The organism is Shewanella vesiculosa, from assembly GCF_009994065.1.
In the GTDB taxonomy this organism is placed as follows: domain Bacteria; phylum Pseudomonadota; class Gammaproteobacteria; order Enterobacterales; family Shewanellaceae; genus Shewanella; species Shewanella vesiculosa.
Genome location: NZ_JAACSD010000004.1, coordinates 410,944 through 435,175, shown reverse-complemented (window position 1 = coordinate 435,175; position 24,232 = coordinate 410,944). Strand labels below are relative to the sequence as shown.

21 protein-coding genes are annotated in these 24,232 nt (G+C 42.4%); 8 read left to right on the top strand and 13 right to left on the bottom strand.

From position 1 onward, the window contains the following. The first annotated feature begins 2 nt into the window (after window positions 1–2). The 3 genes from GW828_RS04220 to dauA all read left to right on the top strand — a co-directional run bounded on the left by GW828_RS04220 (window position 3) and on the right by dauA (window position 3,947). The gene (locus tag GW828_RS04220; protein WP_123883122.1) at window positions 3–686 is read left to right on the top strand and encodes a response regulator transcription factor; all 684 of its coding nucleotides are present in this window, start codon (window positions 3–5) and stop codon (window positions 684–686) included. A 12-nt stretch (window positions 687–698) separates the two neighbouring features. Beyond that, entirely contained in the window at window positions 699–1,955 is a 1,257-nt protein-coding gene (locus GW828_RS04215; RefSeq protein ID WP_273057814.1) for a sensor histidine kinase, read from the top strand. Between the two features lie 270 nt (window positions 1,956–2,225). Continuing rightward, entirely contained in the window at window positions 2,226–3,947 is a 1,722-nt protein-coding gene (dauA, locus tag GW828_RS04210) for a C4-dicarboxylic acid transporter DauA (RefSeq protein WP_182741171.1), read from the top strand. Window positions 3,948–4,011: 64 nt separating this feature from the next. Here dauA and GW828_RS04205 read toward each other — a convergent pair whose 3' ends face one another. The 3 genes from GW828_RS04205 to GW828_RS04195 all read right to left on the bottom strand — a co-directional run bounded on the left by GW828_RS04205 (window position 4,012) and on the right by GW828_RS04195 (window position 7,944). After that, complete coding sequence (locus GW828_RS04205; protein ID WP_124015259.1) at window positions 4,012–4,527, bottom strand: DUF6702 family protein; 516 nt, start codon at window positions 4,525–4,527, stop codon at window positions 4,012–4,014. After that, window positions 4,527–6,983, bottom strand: a complete 2,457-nt coding sequence (locus tag GW828_RS04200; RefSeq protein WP_273057815.1) for a M1 family metallopeptidase — start codon at window positions 6,981–6,983, stop codon at window positions 4,527–4,529. Before GW828_RS04200 ends, GW828_RS04205 begins: the two co-directional genes overlap by 1 nt. Before the next feature lie 169 nt (window positions 6,984–7,152). After that, a complete protein-coding gene (locus tag GW828_RS04195) occupies window positions 7,153–7,944 on the bottom strand; it encodes a substrate-binding periplasmic protein (protein ID WP_273057816.1) in 792 nt (263 codons plus the stop codon). Between the two features lie 196 nt (window positions 7,945–8,140). On the opposite strand from GW828_RS04195, the gene GW828_RS04190 reads away from it, so the two are divergent. Next, window positions 8,141–9,145, top strand: a complete 1,005-nt coding sequence (locus GW828_RS04190) for an NAD(P)H-quinone oxidoreductase (RefSeq protein WP_273057817.1) — start codon at window positions 8,141–8,143, stop codon at window positions 9,143–9,145. A gap of 371 nt (window positions 9,146–9,516) precedes the next feature. Continuing rightward, a complete protein-coding gene (locus tag GW828_RS04185; protein WP_124015255.1) occupies window positions 9,517–9,954 on the top strand; it encodes a hypothetical protein in 438 nt (145 codons plus the stop codon). A 118-nt stretch (window positions 9,955–10,072) separates the two neighbouring features. Here the strand turns inward: GW828_RS04185 and GW828_RS04180 are convergent, their stop codons facing one another. From GW828_RS04180 to cutA, 6 genes are all read right to left on the bottom strand, one after another. Next, a complete protein-coding gene (locus GW828_RS04180; RefSeq protein WP_124015254.1) occupies window positions 10,073–10,486 on the bottom strand; it encodes a DUF2391 family protein in 414 nt (137 codons plus the stop codon). Then, entirely contained in the window at window positions 10,476–11,510 is a 1,035-nt protein-coding gene (locus tag GW828_RS04175) for an aldose epimerase family protein (RefSeq protein ID WP_124015253.1), read from the bottom strand. Before GW828_RS04175 ends, GW828_RS04180 begins: the two co-directional genes overlap by 11 nt. 25 nt (window positions 11,511–11,535) lie before the next feature. After that, complete coding sequence (gene galK / locus GW828_RS04170; protein ID WP_182723629.1) at window positions 11,536–12,678, bottom strand: galactokinase; 1,143 nt, start codon at window positions 12,676–12,678, stop codon at window positions 11,536–11,538. Window positions 12,679–12,862: 184 nt separating this feature from the next. Continuing rightward, window positions 12,863–14,533 (bottom strand): cation:proton antiporter family protein, encoded by a 1,671-nt coding sequence (locus GW828_RS04165; RefSeq protein WP_273057818.1) that lies wholly within the window; start codon window positions 14,531–14,533, stop codon window positions 12,863–12,865. Window positions 14,534–14,839: 306 nt separating this feature from the next. Further along, entirely contained in the window at window positions 14,840–16,708 is a 1,869-nt protein-coding gene (locus GW828_RS04160; RefSeq protein WP_273057819.1) for a protein-disulfide reductase DsbD, read from the bottom strand. Beyond that, window positions 16,705–17,031, bottom strand: coding sequence for a divalent-cation tolerance protein CutA (gene cutA / locus GW828_RS04155; RefSeq protein ID WP_124015249.1), 327 nt, complete (start codon window positions 17,029–17,031; stop codon window positions 16,705–16,707). The genes GW828_RS04160 and cutA overlap by 4 nt, the downstream gene beginning before the upstream one ends. Window positions 17,032–17,233: 202 nt before the next feature. On the opposite strand from cutA, the gene GW828_RS04150 reads away from it, so the two are divergent. Continuing rightward, window positions 17,234–17,881: an FxsA family protein gene (locus tag GW828_RS04150; RefSeq protein WP_124015248.1), complete on the top strand. Its 648-nt coding sequence runs from the start codon at window positions 17,234–17,236 to the stop codon at window positions 17,879–17,881. Between the two features lie 140 nt (window positions 17,882–18,021). Here the strand turns inward: GW828_RS04150 and GW828_RS04145 are convergent, their stop codons facing one another. Further along, a complete protein-coding gene (locus GW828_RS04145; RefSeq protein ID WP_124015247.1) occupies window positions 18,022–18,381 on the bottom strand; it encodes a hypothetical protein in 360 nt (119 codons plus the stop codon). 90 nt (window positions 18,382–18,471) lie between these two features. Next, window positions 18,472–19,923 (bottom strand): MATE family efflux transporter, encoded by a 1,452-nt coding sequence (locus GW828_RS04140; RefSeq protein ID WP_273057820.1) that lies wholly within the window; start codon window positions 19,921–19,923, stop codon window positions 18,472–18,474. A gap of 212 nt (window positions 19,924–20,135) precedes the next feature. Here GW828_RS04140 and GW828_RS04135 point away from each other — a divergent pair, with 212 nt between their 5' ends. Continuing rightward, the gene (locus GW828_RS04135) at window positions 20,136–20,426 is read left to right on the top strand and encodes a co-chaperone GroES (RefSeq protein WP_124015245.1); all 291 of its coding nucleotides are present in this window, start codon (window positions 20,136–20,138) and stop codon (window positions 20,424–20,426) included. Window positions 20,427–20,483: 57 nt separating this feature from the next. Next, on the top strand, window positions 20,484–22,121 hold the full coding sequence (gene groL, locus GW828_RS04130) for a chaperonin GroEL (protein ID WP_124015244.1): 1,638 nt from the start codon (window positions 20,484–20,486) through the stop codon (window positions 22,119–22,121). Between the two features lie 432 nt (window positions 22,122–22,553). Here groL and GW828_RS04125 read toward each other — a convergent pair whose 3' ends face one another. Continuing rightward, window positions 22,554–22,691, bottom strand: coding sequence for a hypothetical protein (locus GW828_RS04125; RefSeq protein ID WP_273057821.1), 138 nt, complete (start codon window positions 22,689–22,691; stop codon window positions 22,554–22,556). Next, complete coding sequence (locus tag GW828_RS04120) at window positions 22,681–24,186, bottom strand: anti-phage dCTP deaminase (protein ID WP_273057822.1); 1,506 nt, start codon at window positions 24,184–24,186, stop codon at window positions 22,681–22,683. The genes GW828_RS04125 and GW828_RS04120 overlap by 11 nt, the downstream gene beginning before the upstream one ends. Window positions 24,187–24,232: the final 46 nt, after the last annotated feature.

Below are 24,232 nucleotides of genomic sequence, written 5' to 3'. Positions count from 1 at the left end.
CGATGTTCACCGACAAGTTGCAGTTGTTATTGGTTGAAGACGATCTTGATTTAGCTACCGCAGTGATCGAGTACCTAGAGCTAGAAGGTATTCTTTGTGACCATTCTGCCAATGGCAGTGCAGGGCTGAATCTGATTTTACTCAATCGCTATGATGCAGTGATATTGGATTTGAACTTACCTAAAATGAACGGTTTGCAAGTGTGTGAATCTTTGCGGCTGCAAGGTATCGATGTACCAGTACTCATGCTTACCGCGCGCGACACGCTTAACGATAAGCTCGACGGCTTTGCCAAAGGTGCTGATGATTACCTCATTAAGCCGTTTGCAATGGAAGAGCTCATTGTACGCATTCGAGTATTATCCCGTCGCCGAAGTGGTCAAGCTATGCGCCTAACCGTGGCCGATTTGGTCCTCGATTTGCAGCAGAAGCAGGCGTTTCGTAATGGGGTAGGCTTAAAGCTATCGCCGACAGCGTTTAAAATTTTAGACGTGTTAATACGAGCGAGCCCTAACCCTGTGTCGCGTGAAAAACTGATGCAAAGTGTGTGGGGAGATGACCAACCAGACAGTAATAGTTTAAAAGTACACATGTTTAATTTACGTAAACACCTTGATGGCAACCAGGAACTCAAGTTGCTGCATACCGTTAGTGGTCATGGCTTTGCCATTAAAGATAACCAGTAGGATAGCCATTAGATGAAATTAACTCCGAGCCTGCGAATTTTTGTACTACTGGTCATGTTGTTTACTGGTATTAGTACCATTTTAATTTTATCGATGCTCAGTGTGCACTATTTTATTTCTGGTATGGACCAAATCTTACAATCTACCATGTACGCTCAAGCACAAGATCAACAGGTTATCGATGGTCAGCCGAAAACATCACATTTTTTTACGGTGGCTTCACGTTGGCAAGACCTACCCGAAGAGATCCAACAAAATATTAAGTCTGAGCCTAGCGAGTTTAACGTCTTGTATAAAAACATTATTGGCGGCTCGCCCATTACGCCCCCTGTAAAAGGCTTTTTTGTTATAAAAGTGCTTAAAGGCAATGAGGTGCGATATGTCTCCAGTACCTTTGACAGTAAAGCTGGCACTATGTCTCCTCCTAAAGGCATTCCCTTTTTTGTGGTGATATTAGCGACTGCAATTTTAGGTATTGTGATGTTTACTATCGTGTTGATGTTAATGATGCGAAAAGTGGCGCGGCCAATGAAGCGTTTAAGAACTTGGGCGAAAGGATTAAATAGCCAGCAATTAGCTCAGCCAATACCCGACTTTCATTTTAGCGAATTAAATACCTTAGCCGATATTGTTAAAACGAGTTTAGGCACTGTGCAGGAAAGCTTAGATCGTGAGCAACAATTTTTAGGCTATGCCAGCCATGAGTTACGCACCCCAATAGCGGTTATTCGGACTAATACTGAATTACTGCAAAAGTTGATAAGCAAAGGTGGGAGCGCAGAAAAGCAAGCCCAAGTGCTTAACCGTATTGAACGTGCAGGGCTCACCATGACAGATCTCACCGAAACCTTGTTGTGGTTAACCCGGCGTGAAGGTAAAAGCTTACCCTTGAACGACGTTAATCTGGGTCAGCTTATTCGTCAGCTTGTGCAAGAGTTAAGGTATTTAATCCACGGCAAGAATATTGAAATTAGTATTGAAACCGATGACTCTACTCATCAACTGCCTGATACTCTCTGTCGAATTATTATCACCAACATAATCCGTAATGCTTTACAGCACACCATTGAGGGCAGCGTAACCATTCGTCAATCGTCCACATTGGTGAGTATCGCTAATCAGTGTGACTCTTATGCTGATAGCTTTGAAGAGCTCGGCTTTGGTTTAGGGCTTGAGTTAACCACTAGACTCATTACGCAATATGACTGGGATTATCAAAATCTAGATACTAATCGCGGCCACAAAGTGTCTATTGATTTTAGCCGTTAAAATTGCTTTTTAACATTAGGCTACAGGGTAAAGATAGCCATTGTTTACACTATTAATCACTATGAATATCTACCTAGCCAAAGCCAGCGACACCATCGCTGGCTTTTTTGCGGGTCATTTGTGATTACGTCAATTCAGATAAAACCAATCGTTATAATGTGATTATAATTACATTATCATTAGGTGTTAACTTAATTCGATTGTACTGCAAAGTAATCGGCCTATAATGAGGGGTATCTTGACGTCGTACTAGGTTATGGGATCGCTGCAATGAAATACCTCACACATTTATTTTCTCTTCGTATTGGGCATGCGCTCAGAGAGTCGTTAAAAGACGCTCCCTACAAAGCCAATGCATTCTCTAAAGATTTATTAGCTGGTTTAACGGTTGGCATTATTGCCATTCCACTGGCGATGGCACTGGCAATTGCTATTGGTGTTGCACCGCAATACGGATTATATACCGCCATTATTGCCGGGTTTATTATCCCGCTGACCGGTGGCTCACGTTATAGTGTATCTGGTCCTACTGCGGCGTTTGTGGTGATCCTTTACCCCATAGTGCATCAATATGGTCTGTCTGGATTATTGCTAGCGAGTATTTTGTCTGGAGTGATACTCATCGCTATGGCGTTGTTACGCCTAGGTCGCTATATCCAATATATCCCTGAGTCAGTCACCTTAGGGTTTACCGGCGGTATTGCGGTAGTGATTGCTGTGCTGCAAGTTAAAGATTTTTTCGGTCTAAGCATCAGTGACATGCCTGAAAATTTTGTCGGTAAAGTTGCCGTATTAACGCAAGAATTACCGACATTGTCATTGCCGACACTGGTGGTGGGGTTAAGTGCGTTAGTGATGTTTATTTTGTGGCCTAAGCTCAAGTTACCTGTGCCAGCACATCTTCCGGCTGTGGTGGTTGCTAGTCTGGTGGCGCTAGTGCTCAATCAGCAAGGCTTTCCTGTTGCGACGATTGGTTCTACTTTTAGTTTTACTTTCGCCGATGGTTCAATTGGCGCCGGTATTCCATCCATGTTGCCTGATTTTCAATGGCCTTGGCTGCGGACCCAGTCGGGCGAATTACCTATTGAACTCAGTTGGCAATTGGCTAGCGATTTATTATCGGCGGCATTTGCGATTGCCATGTTGGGGGCAATTGAATCATTACTGTGTGCTGTGGTGCTCGACGGCATGTCGGGTAAAAAGCACAGTGCTAATAGTGAATTGCTCGGCCAAGGTATCGGTAACATTATCGCGCCATTTTTTGGCGGTATTACTGCTACAGCGGCCATTGCTCGTTCAGCGGCTAATTATAAAGCTGGCGCGGTGAGTCCGGTAGCAGCGATGATCCATGCACTGGTGGTATTAGTGTCTTTGTTATCGCTGAGTACTATTTTGGCGTATATCCCCATGGCGGGCATGTCGGCATTACTCATTATGGTGGCTTGGAACATGAGCGAAGCCCCTAAGATTGTGCATCTTATAAAAAAAGCGCCCGCAAGCGAGGTGCTGGTATTGCTGGTGTGCTTGTTATTGACCATCTTCTTCGACATGGTGATTGCGATCAGTGCGGGGATCATTTTGGCGTCGTTGTTGTTCATGAAACAAGTGGCTGATATGACCAAGGTGCAAGACATTAGCGAGCAGAAAAAGCATATTCATGTTGAATTACCGCCGCGTTGGAAAGTCTTTAAAATAAATGGTCCGTTATTTTTTGCTGCCGCGGACAGTGTCTTTGGTGAGTTGGCGCATTTGAGCGCTGATCAAGATGGGGTGGTGTTGTATTTCGATGGGGTGTCTATCTTAGATTCTGGTGGTGTTTCTGCATTGTACAAGTATATTGCGAAATGTAAGCACCACAATACCCGAGTATTGCTCGCGGATTTTCAATTTCAGCCACTTAAAACCTTAGCTAAAGCAGGCTTTAAGCCAGATGGCGTGCAGTGTGTTACTTACTCAACCTTGGCCGATGCACTCGATGATGTGGCCAGATAGAAATAAAAAAAGCGCCCTACTGAACATCAATAGGGCGCTGGATATTGGCTCGAGCTATCAGTGTTTATTCGCTGGCTTTTGCCACTTCAATGTAATGCCAAGAATCTGCAATATGCAGTCTTGCTGAGGTTACGTGTTTATTGCGCTCAACATTAATGTGGTTAGTTTGTTCTGACCACAATTCTTGTAGGGTCGTCATCTTAAGATAAAACCCCTCCATATTAGTGGTGATCGGTGTTTCCTGATAAACCCACAAATATTTACCCTGTAACTCAGTGCCCACATAGGTCAGGGTTAACGGATGTTGCTGCTGATCCTGCATCGAAAATGTCGATATAGCGTAATATGCAAAAGCTTCACGACTCACGGGATCGCTAATCAAATCAGCATTGCTATCAATGACTTGCTGAGCTGCATGCTCAGCGTCGTGCAAGTAAAATCGATGCTGAATTTCCAGCATACCGCTGCGCTGATTAAACACAATACTGGTGTAGGCTTCTTTTTGCTGGTGGCCATGGGCTTGGCCAGCCAATAAACTTAAGCCAATAACACTCAGTAATATTAGAACCAATTGACGCATTACTTTTTCTTCACTTTAATTTCAGGATCTTTCAGGGCTTCTTTATTGTCATGCATGATATCGCGATACTTATTACCCTTACGCTCTTCTTCTTTAAAGGCTTCAATGCGTGATGGGATAATTTGACGAGGATAATAGTTATTTTCAATATCCACATCGGCAGTTTCGCCGCGACGATCAACCACAGCAGACACTAATACATTGTCTTTGTCGGTCACAATCAGTTTACTGACTTCAAACGGCGAGCGGCGCCAAATTTCAGCTGGCAGCACCAATGACTCGGTATCACCATTTTCAAACGTGAGTTCGAGTAGAATTGGCATCACTAAACCACCAAGATTGGAGAAGTTAAACACATAGTAGTTTTTATCTTCTTTCAATGCCCGCGCCAAGACTTGTTGCTCCCACGGATCCAGTTCGGCGTGTTTTTTGTTGTACTTGTTACGATCTTTATTGGTGACGCTGAATTGATCATGTTGGTCATGATAATCAGTATTACCTGGATTAAGTTCTACCCAGGTTTTTTGGCCACTTTGTTGATTACGTTCAACCGAATAAGGCATAGGTTTATCGTTATAATCTTGGCGACGACGATCAAAATCAATATCAGGATTATTGCTGTCTAAGCGCAGTTTATAAATACGATCTAGCGAGATATCGACATGATCTGTGGTGTAAAACCAGCCACGGAAAAACCAATCTAAATCAACCCCAGAGGCTTCTTCCATGGTGCGGAAAAAGTCGCTTGGTGTCGGGCGCTTATTCATCCAACGACGGCTGTATTCTTGAAAGGCAAAATCAAATAGCTCACGGCCTAATATCACTTCACGCAAAATGTTTAATGCAACAGCAGGTTTAATGTAGGCATTAGGACCAAGCTGCAACACACTGTCTGACTGAGTCATAATCGGAACTTGGACATTAGACTTCATGTATTCAATAACATCAGTTGGCTCACGTCCCCAAGATAAATTAGGATCCCATTCGCGGGTGGCAATGCCGTCTAAAAAGCTGTTTATGCCTTCATCCATCCAAGTCCATTGACGCTCGTCCGAGTTGACTATCATCGGAAAATAGTTATGACCGACTTCGTGGATCACCACGCCGATTAAGAATTGTTTTTCAGCCAAGGTGTATGTGCGACTGCCATCTTCATGCCAAATAGTACGTGGGCCATTAAAGCTGATCATCGGGTATTCCATGCCGCCAACGGGACCATTAACACTGATCGCTGCAGGGTAGGGATAATCGAAGGTAAAGCGTGAATAGACTTCAAGTGTATGAATCACTGCCGCTGTTGAATATTGCTGCCACAGTTCGCCACCCTCTTTAGGATAAAACGACATCGCCATTACATGTGGGTTTTGGCTGTTTTTCTGTTGGTAGCCTTGGGCGTCCCAGATAAATTTACGTGATGATGCCCAAGCAAAGTCACGCACATTTTCGGCTTTAAAATGCCAAGTTTTAGTGCCTTTGGCTGTACTCGATTCATTGGCTAGAGCTTCGTCTTTAGAGACAATAAATACAGGTTTGTCAGCTTTTTTGGCGCTATCTAAACGCTTGAGTTGTTCAGATGACAGCACGCTTTTACTGTTTTGGAGCACGCCGGTAGCGGCCACAATATGGTCACTAGGTACTGTCATGCTCACATCGTAATTACCAAACTCGAGCGTAAACTCGCCGCTGCCTAAGAATTCTTTGTTATGCCATGCTTCGTAATCTGAATAACTGGCGACTCGCGGAAACCACTGCGCTAATAAGAAGATGTCATTGCCACCTTCACGATTATCGTCTGGAAAATGCTCATATCCAGAGCGTGCACCTACGGCATCTTCTTCTAAAATATTGTAGCCGTAATTAATGCGCAGTTGCGTCGATTGCTTGCTGTTTAGGGGCGTCGGTAAATCGACCCGCATTTGAGCGCCAACTATGGTGTATTTCAGTGGTTTTTTATTGGCACCGGTTACCGCCGCAATTTGGTAACCCAAGTTATTGTCGGCTAAAAATTGTTGGCGACGAAGATCTTGCAGGCTGATCTTTGCAAATGCGCTATCGCCATAAGTGTTCTCAGCCCTAACGCTCCCATCAACCCCATAAAAGGCGCTGCTTCGTTCAGCAATTGAGTCAGGTTTAAAACGATTTTGTTCTAATTGGAACCACAGATATTTAAGCGTATACGGAGAATTATTATGATAGGTAATGACTTGCTCACCTTGAATAGCACGCTTTTGTTCATCTAATGTGACATTGATTTTATAATCTACTTGTTGTTGCCAATATTCTTTACCTGGTTCGCCAGCAGCATTGCGATAATCATTTGGTGTGGGAAGGCTCTCTTCAAGTTGACGAAATTTGTCGTCGAACCGACCTTTACTTTGGACAATTTCTGAAGCCGAACTGGTGAAGATTGCTGAACTGCTCAATGCCAATATCAGCAGGTAAAGATACACGCGCATAAATACTCCTATGACTTCAGCAAGCTGATGCCATTAATCCCAAAATGATGATTTATTATTTTTTTGTTAGCGCAGTGTAACGAAAATGACAAGGTTATGCAGTGAGAAGAGTGTTACTAAGTTTTGCACCTTGCTGATGCCAATTCCCTCTGGCATAAAAACAGCGAGTTTAATCAAGGATAGGTAAAAACTTTTGCAGGTTTTTATAGCGGGCGTCGGCTGAGGTGACTTCCGGTAATATTTTGTATTTATCCATAATTTGCTTATATTCGCCATTGGCTTTTAGCATCTGTATGCCGCGGTCAAAAGCGCTCACATAGGCTTTATTTTGCGGGTTAAAACCAATATATAAAGGAACCGGTTTACCTATAGTGCCTGCATAACGAAGTTGTTGATTTAAGTTTAGTTGACTTGCGGTGTACTCAATGACATTTTTGTTGTCGATAATCACCGAGTGGCGGCCTTTTATAAGGCGAATAATGTTCATCGCGATAGGGTCATTACCCGAGGCAAAATAGGTGCTCGGGTGGGAGTTAAGCCATATATCCAGTTCTTTGCCATATTGGTAGCCAGTGACAACGGCAACCTGTTGGGTATTATTGAGGTCGGATATTTGCTCAAATGACTCAGTGCTGTCAGCTAGAGTATAAAAGTCGTTACTTTTATAGCCCACAATCACGTCATTACTCAGTAATTGATAGTTGCCTATCGCTTTTTTAGACAATCCAATGACGGCATCGACATTGTTCCTTTGAAGTTCAAGCATGACTCGTTTAAAAGGGGCTATCATAAATTCAACAGGTTGATTTTGAATTTCAAAAGCGCGACGAGTCAATTCCACAACATAACCAGTGTTAGTATCACAGGCATAGGGACACCAAATATCTGAGGCAATACGAATTGGCGCGGCATGGGCGTGAATACTGAAAACAGACAGTAAAATGAACAGGTACTTTAGCAAGTATTGTGCTCCATGGGATGAACGGGCGCGTATAGTAATTGTTTAAAGTGAAGAGGCAATCTTTTTTTGATTAAAAAAGATACTATTTAAGTATTTACTAACAAATATGTTCATATTGTGAACAGCTACAGTGTGCCAATAACAGATAATTAACATTGGTTACTTTTTAACTGCAATTAACCGAGAGAACATTTTTATGGCGACATTAGATAGACAATTTACTCATGTGATGGTTGAGCAACCTGGCGAACCTAGCGTGATGACCATGGCACAATCTACGCTTGCGATGCCATCCGCGGGTCAAGTGACGATTAAGGTACATGCTGCTGGAGTGAATGGCCCAGATATTAAACAGCGTGTGGGGGCTTATCCACCGCCAGCAGATGCTAGCCCAATCCTAGGTTTAGAAGTGGCCGGTGAAATTGTTGCCGTGGCAGATGATGTAACTCAGTGGCAGGTCGGCGACAAAGTGTGTGCGTTAGTGCCTGGTGGTGGTTATGCCGAGTTAGTTAACACTTATGCCGCCCATTGTTTACCTATTCCTACCGGTTACAGTTACGTACAAGCGGCAGCTCTGCCAGAAACCTTTTTTACTGTGTGGGGTAACTTATTTATTCGTGGCGGGCTTAAAGCAGGTGAAACCGTACTGATCCATGGTGGATCTGGCGGTATCGGCACGACCGCAATCCAAATGGCCAGTTGCTTAGGTGCTAAGGTATTTGCGACTTCTGGTAGCGCTGAAAAATGCCAATATTGTTTGGATCAAGGGGCCAGTGTGGCCATTAATTATAATGAAGAGCATTTTGTCGAACCTATCTTGGCGGCAACGGATGGCCTAGGGGTCAATGTGATTATGGACATTGCTGGTGGCGACTTTATTAATGAAAATCTCAAAGCCATAGCCACTGATGGGCGTATGGTGTCCGTCGCGATGCAACGGGGTCCTCAGGCAAATGTAGATATTTTTCGCATTATGGCAAAACGGGTAGTGTGGACAGGTTCAACATTACGACCACAAAGCGTGCAAAATAAAGCGCAAATTGCTCAAGGCTTAGCGCAATATGTATGGCCATTATTAAACAGTGGTGAAATGAGTATTCCTGTAGATAGCGTATTTGCTTTTGCTCAAGTCGTCGAGGCACATCAGCGTATGGAATCTGGGCAACATAAAGGCAAGATTGTATTAAATCTACAAGCCTAAGCCTCGGCGTTATGTGTGTGCCGATCCATTCGGAATATTTATCAGCATATATTTTGCTAAAAAACTTGAAGCTTGATTTTTTTAAGCTAAAGTCGTCAAGACAAAGTGGTTAGCCTAAAAGTGGCTAATTGCCTTTGTGGACGATTATTTTGTGAGAAAAAAGACAGTAAAGTGTTAAAAATAGACTACGACGGACATTTTTATGCGATTACTTGAAAAAATCATCGTTTTAGGCATTGATTCTCAGAAATATTCTGTTTAAATACCCACGTAAATACAGAACAAATAATCGTGTTGTAGATTGGCTGTTTTATTAGCCATCAAGCTGCATCATTTTTAGGATATGTGTTGATTTAAGGGCGTTAGCATATATGTATAACACAGCAAAAAAACAGGTTTGGTTTGGTGAATTAAGAACATCAAAAGGTAATACTATTGTTGTTCATGATAACCAACTGCCACAAGCGTCTCCAGGGCGCATCTACTTTTACAATACAATTCGTAATACGATTGTTGAGTATGTAGAAGACATCGTTAAAGTGAATTTACATGACTTAGATGATGAGCAAACAAAAGCGGCAATCGCTGAGTTTAATGATGCTTGGAAAGCGGCACGTGCTGAGTTTATGTTAAAGCATCAATCACGTATCGACTTGTCAAAAGTACCAGACACAGCGCCTCCTCGTAAGGCTAAACCAGTGCCAGAACCAGATGAAGTTATTGATTCAGATGATGACATTCCAGAATTTGATGACTCAGATGATGACGATGACAGCTTTGATGAAATAGGTGATAGCATAGACGATTAATTCTGTGCAATACATTAAGTTTTAGACTTAATGTATTGTGTGATTAGCCGCATTACTGGTTTATATTGGTCATAGATTGACAACGTCATAAGCAATAATTTTTTATTGCTTATGACGTTTATTCTTTGTCAAAACTATCAACAATAATTGCGCCCATCGATGCGGGCATCGCAATTAATATCATCCGCTTAAATGCTAAAATGGGATCGTCCCATAACGGCAATTTATCTAATGCTAAAAGCACTATTCCCACGACTAATAACGTCAATATATAGGCAGCAACAACTCGTAATAGAAATGCTTGTCTGCGCTTAATAATATTGGCCTGAAATACACTCTGGTAGGCAAATAAGGCAATAAACGCTAGCGACAGTACCACGATCAATACTAAATTTAAGCTTGGTAAGCTGGCTGATAAATGCCAAGCTTCTTCAGAAAATGCAATCGGCACCGACAGGGCAAAAGCCCCTATGGCAATTTGGCCAATGTCTTCAGCATTAAAATTAGATTTAACAGGCGGATTATTCTGCATCAAACTGATATCGAGTGATGTGATGATAAACGTGTCCCGGTTTTACCCACACATCACCAGCTAAGTCTGGTTGATTAGGTGAATCAGGTAGCATCTGCGGTTCAATACACACGGCTTGGTGATCGCAAAGTGGACGTTGTTTTTTACCAATAGTGCCTTGCAAAAAATTAGCGCCGTAAACTTGTACGCCGGGTTGGTTAGTATAAACCGTCATACTGCGGCCGCTATTTGGGCTGGCTAAGCAACCAAAACGTTGCAAGTCTGCCCCTGGGTTATCTAACACATAACAATGATCAAAACCTTTAGTGGCGGCCAATGCTGCGCGCTCGGTCTGCACCGACATTGGTGTAGGTACAGCCATGTCTAAATCGCTGCCTGCGGTAGCTTGCATTGACGTTGGTATGCCAACATCATTCATTGTGAGGTAATGTTTAGCATCCACTTGTAGAGTATGTTGAGCATTGGTGTCGCTACGATTACCGTCTAAATTAAAGTAGCTATGCTGGGTTAAACTAATGGGGCAGGCTTTATCTGTGCTGGCCAGCATTTCAATGTACACATTGTTACCCGCTAAGCGGTAATCGAGCTGTACGGTGCAATTACCTGGAAACCCCATGTCGCCGTCAGGGCTTTTTAAGGTTAAGCGCATGCCATCACTTAATGGCCCAAGCTGCCATAATTTGCGATTAAACCCCTCCGCGCCACCATGTAAACAGTTAGTCGCTTGATTAATACTCAGTGAGTATTGTTGGCCATTATATTGAGTTTTACCATTGGCAATACGATTGCTATAACGTCCTGCAATCGCACCTAAATGTGCTTGTTGGGCTAAATAATCTTCGGCGCTGTCGCAACCTAAGACAATATTTTTACGTTCACCATTGCGATCGGGAGTCCATAATGATCGAATAATGCCGCCTAAACTTAATACTTCGAGTGCGATGATGCCATTATCGATTCTTACCCGTTCAATCTCTCCACCACGGGGATCTTGCCAAGGTTCCAATACACTAAAACGTACCATTTATGCTTCCCACTTTTGTAAAATATTAACTGATGCGTCCTGCACCGCCACTTGCTGAACACAAGTATATTGTTGCTTCGATACCTGTTTGCTCAAAATATTGCTTTTCAACCACATTAATCACCTCATCGGTGAGATCATGATTAACCAGAGCTAATACACAGCCATCGCTCATCCGCACACCGCCTTGTTCGCCGATCAGCGATGCAACCATAGTCACCAAGCAATCGATTTCAGGGGTAATAATCTCAAAATCATCACGCATTGAAACTTGAGACTGCGCCATTAACTCACTAAAACGAGCAATATTATTCTGTTGTAATGCTCGGGCTGCATTACTGGTGCGTTGGTTTTCAGTGATCACATGGCGAGCACGGCGAAACTGCTCATCACTCAATACCTCTTTATTTAGATTCAGTTGGGCGAGTGATAAATCGCGAAGAGAATCGAGGCCAAGTATCGCAGTGATCTGACTGCATTCTTGTTTGCGCTGTTCAAACTGCTGTGTAAAAACATGACGATCTTGTTTTATATCAATCACAATCAAGCTTAATTCTTCAGGCAATAGCACAGCTTCGCTTTCTAGTTCTAAGCAATCAATCAATAAGGCATGATCGGGCTCTGCCATCGCACTGATAATTTGGTCCATCATGCCGCAATTTAATTGCATAAATTGGCTTTCACCGCGCTGTGCTAATTGGGCAATAGCAATAGGTGATAAATGTAATTGGCTGGCATTACTGATAGCAGTACCAAACGCGATTTCCAGTGCTGCTGAAGATGATAAACCTGCCCCAAGCGGCACATCACCGACAATCGCTAAGTCTAAGCCTTTTGCCTGTAAACCTGATTGGTTCATTGCGGCTGTAACGCCCTTTAAATAATGGCTCCAATCATCGCCAGCAGCTACGGTTCCTTCTTCGCCAAAGTACCATTGCTTAATGTGCCCCGGAAAAGCGGTACTGACCGCGCGAAATAAATCATCATCGCGATGCTTTACAGCAATAACAGTATGAAAATTAATGGCGGCAGGTAATGCGAGGCCTTCGTTATAGTCGGTATGTTCGCCCATAATGTTAACTCGCCCGGGCGCTTGGTATAAATCATCGGGCTTAGTGCCAAAAGTTTGCACGAATAATTTAGTCGCGCGTTGAGCAGGGTTTGACATACTTCAAAAAATCCAACAAAGGGTGACAAGAAAAAGTCTTATTAGTGGAGTTATAGCATGACTTTACTCGATCTGTAACTGTGATTTGTTTATCCGACGCAAAATTGAAAATACGTTGTGGAAAACAAAAACGCCTAGAGATATTTCTAGGCGTTTTAAATGGATCGCAACTTAGGGACAGATTTTATGATGTTGACTTAACGGGCTGCTCATCTGCCGCGATAGCGTGATTCTCATTGGTTATTTCGCCGGCGGATTCAGATACGATGACTGATGGCGAATCAAGTAGCTCTTTAATCACATGGTCAACAAAACCTCTACCTGCAGCTTCATACAAGTTGTACACAGTATTCACACCTGAGTCTTTTAACGAATCGGCGTCTTCTGTGTATTGTACAATGGCACTGATTTTACCTTCGTAATTTAATCTTTTCAGTTGTTGAACGGCAAACAAGTTACCGACGTGATTTGGCATTGCCAGTAAAACCAACTCTAAATTAGGAGCCCGTTCGAGTTTTTCCCAAAAATCGGTATCGCCAGCATCCCCTTGAACAACATTACGACCTTGATTGCGATGAAAGTCGACCAGCTCTTGTTTATGCTCAATACCTAATATCTCGCCTATGTATTTTGAACGTAATTCATCATAAGCACCTGAACCAATTCGGCCCATACCTAAAATTAAGAAGCGTGGATTACCAATTGGAATTTGGCGATCTTCAGGGTGCAAAGGATGGCGTTCCAGTCTCATTAGTCTGGTTTGATAACGTAAATAAATCTTCGCGACGCTGTTATTCAGCGGTGCTGCAAATAAGAAACTAATACTTAACGCGACCGCAATAATAATCAGCCATTGTGGTGGTAACCAACCTTTTTGCGCCGCAACAGCAGCTACAATTAAACCAAACTCACTGTAGTTACCTAAGTTAAATGAGGCTAATAACGAGGTGCGCGAACGTAATTTAAAGCGGGTTAGCAAGTAGATAAACATAACAATCTTAACCGGGATTAACACTACTAAAATAGCGGCTAAGCCGATATCTGCCAGTGTCGGCAAACCGTTTAAACCAATGGTTAAGAAAAATGCGACTAAGAATAGCTCTTTAAAGAAATAAATCGATTTAGCTAACTCAGATGATTTAGCATGTCCTGCGAGTAAAATCCCCACAATCAGGGCGCCTAAATCTGGCTTTAAACCTACGGCTTCAAATAGCCATGCGCCCACAACTAAGGCCATCACTAGGCCAAATAACACTAACATTTCACCGTGGCCTACTCGGTCAAACACTTTGTATATCAGTGGTTTTGCTAATGGGAGTAACAACAAGGCAAAGGCCCAAACAGATGGAATGTTACCTTTGGAAATGGTTAAAAATATTACCGCGAAGATATCTTGCATAATTAAGATACCAATCGCTACTCGGCCATATAGAGACTGCATATCACCGCTGTCTTCAAGTACTTTTACCGCAAATACAGTACTTGAAAAACTCAGAGCAAACGCAACTAGCATCAGTTGATTAAAGCTAAATCCATCTAGTTGCTCAATGCCTAAAAAGCCTAATACCTTAAGTACAGGCACAAAAAACAGAATTGAACCGATTAAATGCAAACTTGAACCAGCCCATACTTCGGCTTTAAAAAGACTCTTTAGATCAAGTTTAAGGCCAATGGAAAACAGCAGTAAGGTTACACCTAAGTCGGCAAGCTGTTGCAAAATGGGCAAGCTAGTGTCTTTAATTCCTAAGGTAAATAATACAAAACCAGCTGCAAGATAACCTATGAGTGGCGGTAAACCAACACGGCTAACCAACATACCGCAAAGCAGAGTGATAATAAGGATAGCGGGTTCCATAAAACTCCTTAGATGAGGAATATAAAAATTATATTGTATAAGAAAAAGGTTAACTTACGGTGACTTTAATACCACAAAAGCAAAAAACAGCATCTTTAGTGATTAAAGATACTGTTTTATATTGTGTTCTAGGCAAAGATTTTACTAACAGATTGTCTTTATAACTGCACTTAATACCCTACTTACAGCTAAGTATGATGAGTAACATAGCCTGTTAGGTAACTTATTTAGTCAATAAAGTGAATGCATTATATTTGCCGTGTAGATATCGCGCATTGCGTTAATGCGCGATATTACTCAGGCGATTTATTTTGCTAAAAGGATATCTAAATGGGCTGCAAAGTCTTTTGGTCCCATAAATCCGGTTACCCGTAAATCTTCACGTTGTTTGCCGTCGGTATTGAACATTAATAATGTCGGTAAACCCAATACGCCATAATGCTCTAGCAGCTCAATATCAATATCATCACTGGCTGTCACGTCCGCTTGTAATAACACCATTTGCTTCATCCGTGCTTCTACATCAGCATTTTTAAAGGTAATGGCTTCAAACTCTTTACAAGCCACACACCAGTCGGCATATAAATCTAACATTACCGTTTTGCCGCTAATACTGGCCTTATCTAATTCTACTTCTAAATCGTCTAGCGATTTAATGCGGATAAAGTGATTCGCTTCGGTTTTGGTTTTACCTTCAACACCCGCTTGGTTCATCTGCACAGAGGTATGGCCAAAACCAGCCATCATTGCTTGGAAACCATAAGAGAAGCTTGCCATTAACGCCAACAATAGCAGTACTCCACGGGTGCTTTGTTTCCAGTTAAACTCTGACAATCTATTTTGATGCATTAAGTAAGCAATTAAGCTGATTGCCCATACAGACCAGAGTAAATCGGATACTAAACCTGGCCAAATACGGCCAATCATCACAATAGACACTGAAATCAGCAAGAAGCCAAAGATGGTTTTAATAATGTCCATCCAAGCCCCTGCGCGAGGTAAAATTTTACCACCGGAAGTGCCAATAACTAATAACGGTAAGCCCATGCCCATACTCAGGACATATAGGGCTAAAAAACCTTGTAGCAAGTCGCCAGACTGCGCCACGTAAATAAGCACGCCAGATAATGGCGCTGTGGTGCAAGGTGAGGCGACTAAGCCTGAAATAACGCCCATCATGAACACGCCAATCAGGTTGCCACCTTTTTGGTTGTTCGACATTGAGTTCATTTTTTCCTGCCATTTAGATGGCAGTTTTAAATCGTACATGCCAAACATCGACAAACTCAGCAATACAAACATCACTGCTAAGAAAATCAAAATTGCAGGGTGTTGCAAGGCTGCTTGAAACTTAAGTCCAGCAGAGGCAACAACTAGTCCGAGTAAGGAGTAAGTAATCGCCATGCCTTGTACATAGGCCATAGAGAGGGTGAAGGCTTTGGCCGTTGACAATTTTTGGCCTTGGCCAACAATAATGCCTGATAAAATAGGGTACATAGGGAACACGCATGGTGTTAATGCTAAGCCGATACCTAAACCAAAGAAAATCACTAAGGTCCACAATAGGCTATCGTTTTGTAGCATTTGGTTTAACGTGTCTTGCTCAGTGATAGGGGTTGCTGGAGCATCAGTTGCATTGGTTAGGTTTGCTGATTGCGTGTCATCAGGGGCGCCAATCACTTTTTTGCTGACTATCTTGCCATCATTCGCTTCAATGGCTGATAAGGTCACATCACGCTTGGTCGGTGGGTAACACAAAGTACCTTCAGCACAACCCATAAAGGTGACATGAAACACTGCACCTTCTTGGGCTTCTTTAAATGCGATCGGAATTTCAACGAACGAGTAAAACACCTCTTGGTCGCCAAAATATTCGTCATGGTGGTTTTTACCATGAGGTAATTCAATATCACCAATAACTGCACCATCAACAGAAAACTGCAGCTTGTCGCGGTATAGATAATAACCCTCAGCAATCACAAAGTTGATTTTGAGCTGATTACCTTGTTGCTGGTAGTCAAACACAAAAGCATCGTTGACCTTCATTAATTCAGGTTCACTGCTTAAAAAGCTGAATTTATTCCCCAAGGCATTCGCGCTGTGTGCCACTGGCGCGAGGAGGATTGATGACATCAGTAACAGAGATGTTAGGCATAGTGCGACGATTTTTTTCATGATGGTGAGTTGTCTTTTATCCATTGTAAATAAGGGCCAAAACCACCGATAATCGGAGTGGCAATGAATTCTGGTACTTCATAAGGATGCATTTTGATCACGAGTTGTTCAATTGAATGATAATCAGATGCCATACATTTTATTTGTATTGGTACTTCATTTGACTGACAAATTTTATTGTCCCAGCGATAAATTGACTCAACGGCTTGGCCTATTTGTACGCATGCTGCCAATTTCGCTTCGACTAATTTTGTCGCAATACCTGCAGCAACCTCAGCATTTGGGCAAGAGGTTAAAATAAGTAGCTGTTCAGGTTTATACATAAGTTGTCTTAAAGTTTACTTAAGTTAAAGGCGTTATACTGCAACGCATTACAGTACGATGTTTTAGCATCATTTTCATTAAACTGAGATGATATTCGTGACGCGTCTTGAAAATAGACCCGTTCACCCCCATTTAAGTTTCATCGGCAACAGTTATTTTATCGGTCGCCACTCTATCAAAAAGCGATCATTAGAGGCCAATATGTTTTTTATTTTATTGTTAATATTTGTTTTAGTACCCGTTATAGAGCTCAATGTACTCATTGAAGTTGCCAGTTCAATTGGCTCATGGACTACCGTCGCCTTGGTACTTTTTACTGCCGTTGTTGGTGTGTCATTGGTACGTAGCCAAGGGTTAAGTACGTTAATGAGCGTGCAACAAAAATTAGCTCGTGGTGAAGCACCCGGACAAGAAATTGTTGAAGGCATGATGCTTGCCGCCGCCGGGGTGTTATTGCTTATTCCTGGTTTTGTGACCGACTTTATTGGTTTAATTCTATTAACACCATTAACCCGCTCTCCCATTGCCGCGTTTTTATATAAGCGTATGCAATTGCGTGTGGTCGCCAATGGTGGTTTTAAACCTGGTTTTGGTGGCCAAAGTCCTTTCGGACAATCGGGTCCTTTTGCGGGGCAAAAGCCATTTGATCAGCAGGGTAATACCTTCGACGGTGATTTTGAGCATAAAAATGATCGCCCACGTAGCCATCAAATTGAGCATGAGCAACATGATGTTGATGTGAGTGAAAACCCGCCTCAAGATAAGCATGCCAAAACGGATCACAATCAGGATGACGATATTATTGATGTTGAGCCGATTAAGCCAAAAGACGACCACAAACCGTCTTAATCGCACTAAACGAATTTAATCTTTGATCAACGTTATCTGCAGTGTTGGTTGACGGAATACAGCGTTTTGATGACAGATAAGAATAAGCAGCCGATTGATGCAGATGCATTACTCGGCTGTTTTTGTGTTTATTGCGGTTTTTATTTTTGTAGCTGAAGCTGCTTGTCTTGCTGCGCGCCTAACCAAAATGCACTAATAATGCTTAAGCCCCAGTTGGCCAAAAACACCCAAGTTAAGGCCGACATGCTGGCACCTGCAGTGTCGAGTGCCGCCCCAGAGACAGCAGCATAAATGGAGCTTAAATCATTGCCAATCTCACCGGCCAAAATTTGCTCAGCAATCACTTGGGCGCGGCTAATTATCTGGTTCATAATCACCAATACGCACAGCAAACTGACACTGATAAACCCCCAGCCGAGTAGCTTTTTCCCTAACCAGAGTTGGCCACTGCCAGGGCAAATAATGCCAGAGAGCATGGCGGCATAAATGGACTTTTTCATCATAAACCAGATTTATTGCGTTCAAATATAAGCTTATTAATCACCTTAGCGCGATTAAAAAGCAAGTTCGGCGGCCATTATTAACACAGTTTAATATTCACTGAGGCGACTGCTTGGCTTGGTTGCATCGACTTGATCGTCCGATGTAGCAGCATCGTCAGATGCGGTGTGATTAGCGTTATCTGGGCAAGGCACAGCATGCTTAATCTTTTCGGGTTCGCTAATTTTAGTCGCCAGATAATAACAAGCTATACCCATTAACGTATTGGCGATGGGGAGTGCCAATAAAATCCCTTTCACGCCACCAATATAAGAGCCTAGCGCCGCCAGCGGTAGCATCAATAACATTAAGCGGCATAAGTTAATTACCAGTGAACTCAAGGGTCTATGATAAGCATTTAAGCTAGTGGCAACCATAATCACAATGGCAAGCGGCCCATAAGAGACAGGCAATATCATAATATAAAAACTCAGCCATTCGATAACCAGTGGGTCATGAGTGAATAGCCCGGCAATAGACTCAGCAAAAAAATACAGCGGAATAAACAATAACGTTTGAAACACAAATGCAAACCGCAATGACATCAATAAGGCTTTTTTCGCGCGATCATTTTGACCAGCACCTAAGTTTTGCGCAATAAACGGCATTAAACTCGACGACAGCGCCATCACCACAATCAACAATACCGACTCTAGGCGAATACCGGCACCAAATGCGGCTACACCAGCATGATCAATTCGGGCCAACATCGCCATAATAATGCCGTTGGCAATCGGATTAATCACATTCATTAATGCTGCCGGGCGGGCAATATGCGATAAGACTTTCCAGTGTAAAATTAACCGGCCAACATCAAAGTCTGCAAACTGCACCAGTTTACGTTTGACAATGATCAGGTAGCCCGACAGCGACATGGCCACCACCCAAGACAGTGTTGTCGCAATCGCCGCGCCTTGGATTTCGAGTCGTGGAAAAGGCCCAATACCGAAGATAAGTAGCGGGTCGAGGATCAAATTAACAATCGCGGCTAACATCATAATTTTAGCCGGAGAATGAGTGTCACCCGTGGCGCGTAATGCTTGATTACCCACCATTAATAACACCAGCGCTGGAGCGCCTAAATACCAGTACCACATGTAGTCATTAATGAGCGGCAAACTGGCGCTATTAGCACCCAGTAAACTGAAAACGGGTTCTATAAAGATGCAACCGAGAATCGATAAGCCCCAAATAATCACAAAGGTCATACACAAGGCGTCATATAAAAACACTCTGGATTCGGGCGCATGCCCAGAACCAATCAAGCGACCTAAATTGGTCGACACGCCGGCGCCAATGCCAATACCAATACTGGAAATGACTAAGGTTATCGGGAAAGTAAAGCTGACTGCCGCGAGCGATTCTGTGCCTAACTGACTGATAAAAAAGATGTCTACCAGACTGCCACCAAGAATGGTCATAATCCCAATCAGGTTCGGTAAGGTCATGTTAAGCAGCACACGACCAATTGGCGCTGTGAGCAACCCGTGTCTGTCTTTCATCAATTCTCAGCTTTGATATTTTAACGGAGCCGAATTCTATCAGGATTAGCGTTACTTTAATAAAACAGACTTAAAAAAAGTAGAGTTTTTTTTAAAATTCCCCTTGGATCTGCGACTAACCACCCCCATATCACATGCATCAAGGGGAAAACCCTTATTTGTTAGTCAATAGCCTCGCTTTTTGGGCATCAAATCATTAGGAGAGTTCATAGATGAATATTCGTCCATTACATGACCGCGTTATCGTTAAACGTTTAGAAGTTGAATCTAAATCTGCAGGTGGCATCGTGCTTACAGGCAGCGCAGCAGAAAAATCAACTCGCGGTGAAATCCTTGCTGTAGGCAACGGTCGTATTTCAGAAAATGGCACAGTTACTCCACTTGACGTTAAAGTGGGCGACGTAGTGATCTTCAATGAAGGTTACGGCGTTAAGAAAGAAAAAATTGACGGTGAAGAAGTCTTAATCCTGTCAGAAGCTGACCTGATGGCAGTAGTAGGCTAAGCCTCACGCATCAATCGACTTTCCACTTAATCATTAAATTTAAAGGAACATCAAAAAATGGCAGCAAAAGAAGTCTTATTTGGTAACGACGCACGCGTAAAAATGCTTGCAGGCGTTAACATCCTAGCCAATGCAGTTAAAGTAACCTTAGGCCCTAAAGGTCGTAACGTTGTTTTAGATAAAAGCTTTGGTTCGCCAATGATCACTAAAGATGGTGTGTCAGTGGCTAAAGAAATCGAACTAACAGACAAGTTCGAAAACATGGGCGCACAAATGGTCAAAGAAGTTGCTTCTAAAGCCAATGATGCTGCCGGTGACGGTACCACTACTGCAACAGTATTAGCACAAGCTATTGTTGTAGAAGGCCTAAAAGCAGTTGCAGCGGGTATGAACCCAATGGACCTTAAGCGCGGTATCGACAAAGCGGTTATCGCAGCCGTTGCTGAACTTAAACTACTTTCTCAAGAGTGTTCAGACACTAAAGCCATTGCTCAAGTAGGTACCATTTCTGCTAACTCTGATGAGTCAATCGGCGACATCATTGCAACCGCAATGGAAAAAGTCGGTAAAGAAGGCGTTATCACAGTTGAAGAAGGCCAAGCGCTTGAAAACGAATTAGACGTTGTTGAAGGTATGCAGTTTGACCGTGGTTACCTATCACCATACTTCATCAACAAGCCAGAAACTGGCAGCATTGAATTAGACAGCCCATTCATTTTATTAGTAGACAAAAAAGTCTCTAATATCCGTGAATTGCTACCAATCCTTGAAGGTCTAGCTAAAACAGGTAAGCCATTGCTTATCGTTGCAGAAGACGTTGAAGGCGAAGCATTAGCCACACTCGTTGTGAACAACATGCGTGGCATCGTTAAAGTTGCTGCTGTTAAAGCACCTGGTTTTGGCGACCGTCGTAAAGCAATGCTACAAGACGTTGCAATCTTAACTGGCGGTACTGTTATCGCTGAAGAAATCGGTCTAGAACTTGAAAAAGCGACTCTAGAAGATTTAGGTACAGCTAAGCGCGTCATCATCACTAAAGATAACACTACTATCATCGACGGCAGTGGCGACCAAGTGCAAATTTCTGCACGTGTTTCGCAAATCAAACAACAAGTTGAAGAGTCAACTTCAGACTACGATAAAGAAAAGCTTCAAGAGCGTATGGCTAAGTTAGCTGGCGGTGTTGCAGTCATCAAAGTTGGCGCAGCAACCGAAGTTGAAATGAAAGAGAAAAAAGCGCGCGTAGAAGATGCATTACATGCAACTCGCGCAGCGGTTGAAGAAGGTGTGGTCGCCGGTGGTGGTGTTGCCCTTGTTCGCGTAGCAAGCAAAATTAAAGATGTTGAAGTATTGAACGAAGACCAAAAACACGGTGTAGTGATTGCACTACGTGCTATGGAAGCGCCTTTACGTCAAATCGCAACTAACGCTGGTCAAGAAGCATCAGTTGTTGCTAACACTGTTAAAAACGGTGAAGGTAACTTCGGTTACAACGCTGGTAACGACACCTACGGTGACATGTTAGAAATGGGTATCCTAGACCCAACTAAAGTGACTCGTAGCGCGCTACAGTTCGCCGCATCTATTGCTGGTCTTATGATCACAACAGAAGCGATGATTGCTGAAGTACCACAAGATTCTGCGCCAGATATGGGCGGAATGGGTGGTATGGGCGGAATGGGCGGCATGATGTAATCTAGCTGGTCTAAATCGGTGATAACTGCGTTGCTTCACCACTCGTTTAAGAAAGCTAAACGTCGTGGTAAAGCGCCTTGTTCTAACCCGATTTATCCTGCGCTATATACATTGTCGTTCTCAAGCCTAGTAGCTTAGAGCTAAATAAATGAAAATCCCTGATACTTAATAGTGTCAGGGATTTTTTGTATCTGAGAGTCAGAGAACTGCGTTGCTTCATCACTCACTTAGGTGATTAATAAAAACTAAACGTCTTGGTAAAGCGCTTTGTTCTTACCCGATTTATCCTACGCTACATACATTGTCGTTCTAAAGCCTTAAAGCTGAAACCAAATTTCATATAAAACTAAAAAAGCCCCAATACTTAATAGTATCGGGGCTTTTTTAGTTATGGGTCAAGCTTACAATCTTCGCTATATGCTGTAATCTCAATCATTCAGCTCTTTTATGAGAGGCTGTTTGAATAGGTTGATTTGTCGTTTCTTTTTTAGGCGAATTAGATGTTAGACGGTAGTTTTGCATCCATAAAGGTAAGCTTTTAACTACTGCCGCAGAATTATTATTTGTCATTTGGGCTGTCCTTATGTTTTTGTAATATCTCTTGAAGCTCAGCGTCAAGAATAAATTCACTTTCTAGATATGATAGCGGTACCAATGGAATTCGCAACTCCGCACTTTGCCTGTCCCAGCCAGCAAGTTTTCCAGACTTTTTCCTTATTAGCTTTCTACCATTACCTAACTTCATCGAAAATAAATCAATAAATTTTCGTGGTCCAACGCCAGCAAATTGATAAAATTGTACTTTTGTCTTATCCCTATCGCCTTTTTCTACTTCGATAGAATCGCTATGAAGCTTTGTCGCAAAGCTTTTAGGGTAAGGTTCTATAAATACTACTTTATCAATCCCCGCAGCAACTATGTGTTTTGCGCAATTGTGACATGGGAATGTCGTTGTGTATAGTGTCGCACCTAAAACTGAAGTACCAGTGCGTGCAGCTGACATTAATGCCTCCATTTCGGCATGTACAGCTCTACCATATTCAGTAATATCCAAAATACCTGTTTCTTTGAGTCTTTTTTTCGCTATTTTATAATTATCATCCTCAGATAAATCAGTTTTATATGAATCGAATTCCTTTAATATTTTTAATGCTATAATTTTTTTTTCTCTTTCATTCGTATCACAACCAAAAATATGATCTCGTTGATCATCTTGGTTTGGCCAATACAGGCCCCCTCCTTTTTTCGGGACATCATTTGCACCCGTTGAAATAATGTCGCCAGAGTGCCCGACGACAACGGCGCCAACTTGTCTTGATAAATCAGCCGAGCGTAACGACGCTGCATAAGCTAAAAACATAGCATATTCATCAAGATCTGGAGATACAACTGGCTTAGCAAATAGAAGATTGAAAATGCGTTGAAGCTGTTTGTCAAATTCTTCAACAGTATCAATTGTTAGAAAAAAATCTGAAAGTTGAAATACATCTCTTGTTGACTGACCATGCTCACCATATGCTGTTGGTAAATCATTTTCTCTATCATCACGCTCAATTAGCTCTCTGGCTTTCTCTTCTGTTTCTACACCCTTCTGATCCATTAAGTATTTAATGCGACTGCTTTCGTTAGCTGTAATTCCGACGAGCATGAACCCTTTTCCATAAACTGTGCGTAGTGTTTCAACTTCATCGGGGTGTTTAAGTGAGCGTATTATATGGGCCGTTCTAGATAAGGGTTTACTTCGATCAGAATTTTCAGAGTCTCTTTCTCTTTTAGATAAAATGGCATTAATTACAACAAGTGCCATTATGTCATCTCTGTTATTATCTTGGCGTAAATTATTTCCGATGGTCATTGCCTGCTGAAGCCTTTCGCCTTCAGATAATAACTCAGTACTTTCATTATTAATAAGTAAGCCAAACAATTTGCTCAGATGTAGCCAGTTAGATTTGTACTGGTATCTATCGAAGTAGGTTTCGAAACGTGAACGAATATCATCATAGTTGACGCCCACCGGGGTAACTAATCCAATAACGACTTCGCTATCAGGTGCATAGGTATCCATATCGTAATTAAATCCTTTTAAATTAACTCTATTATTTTTTTAATTA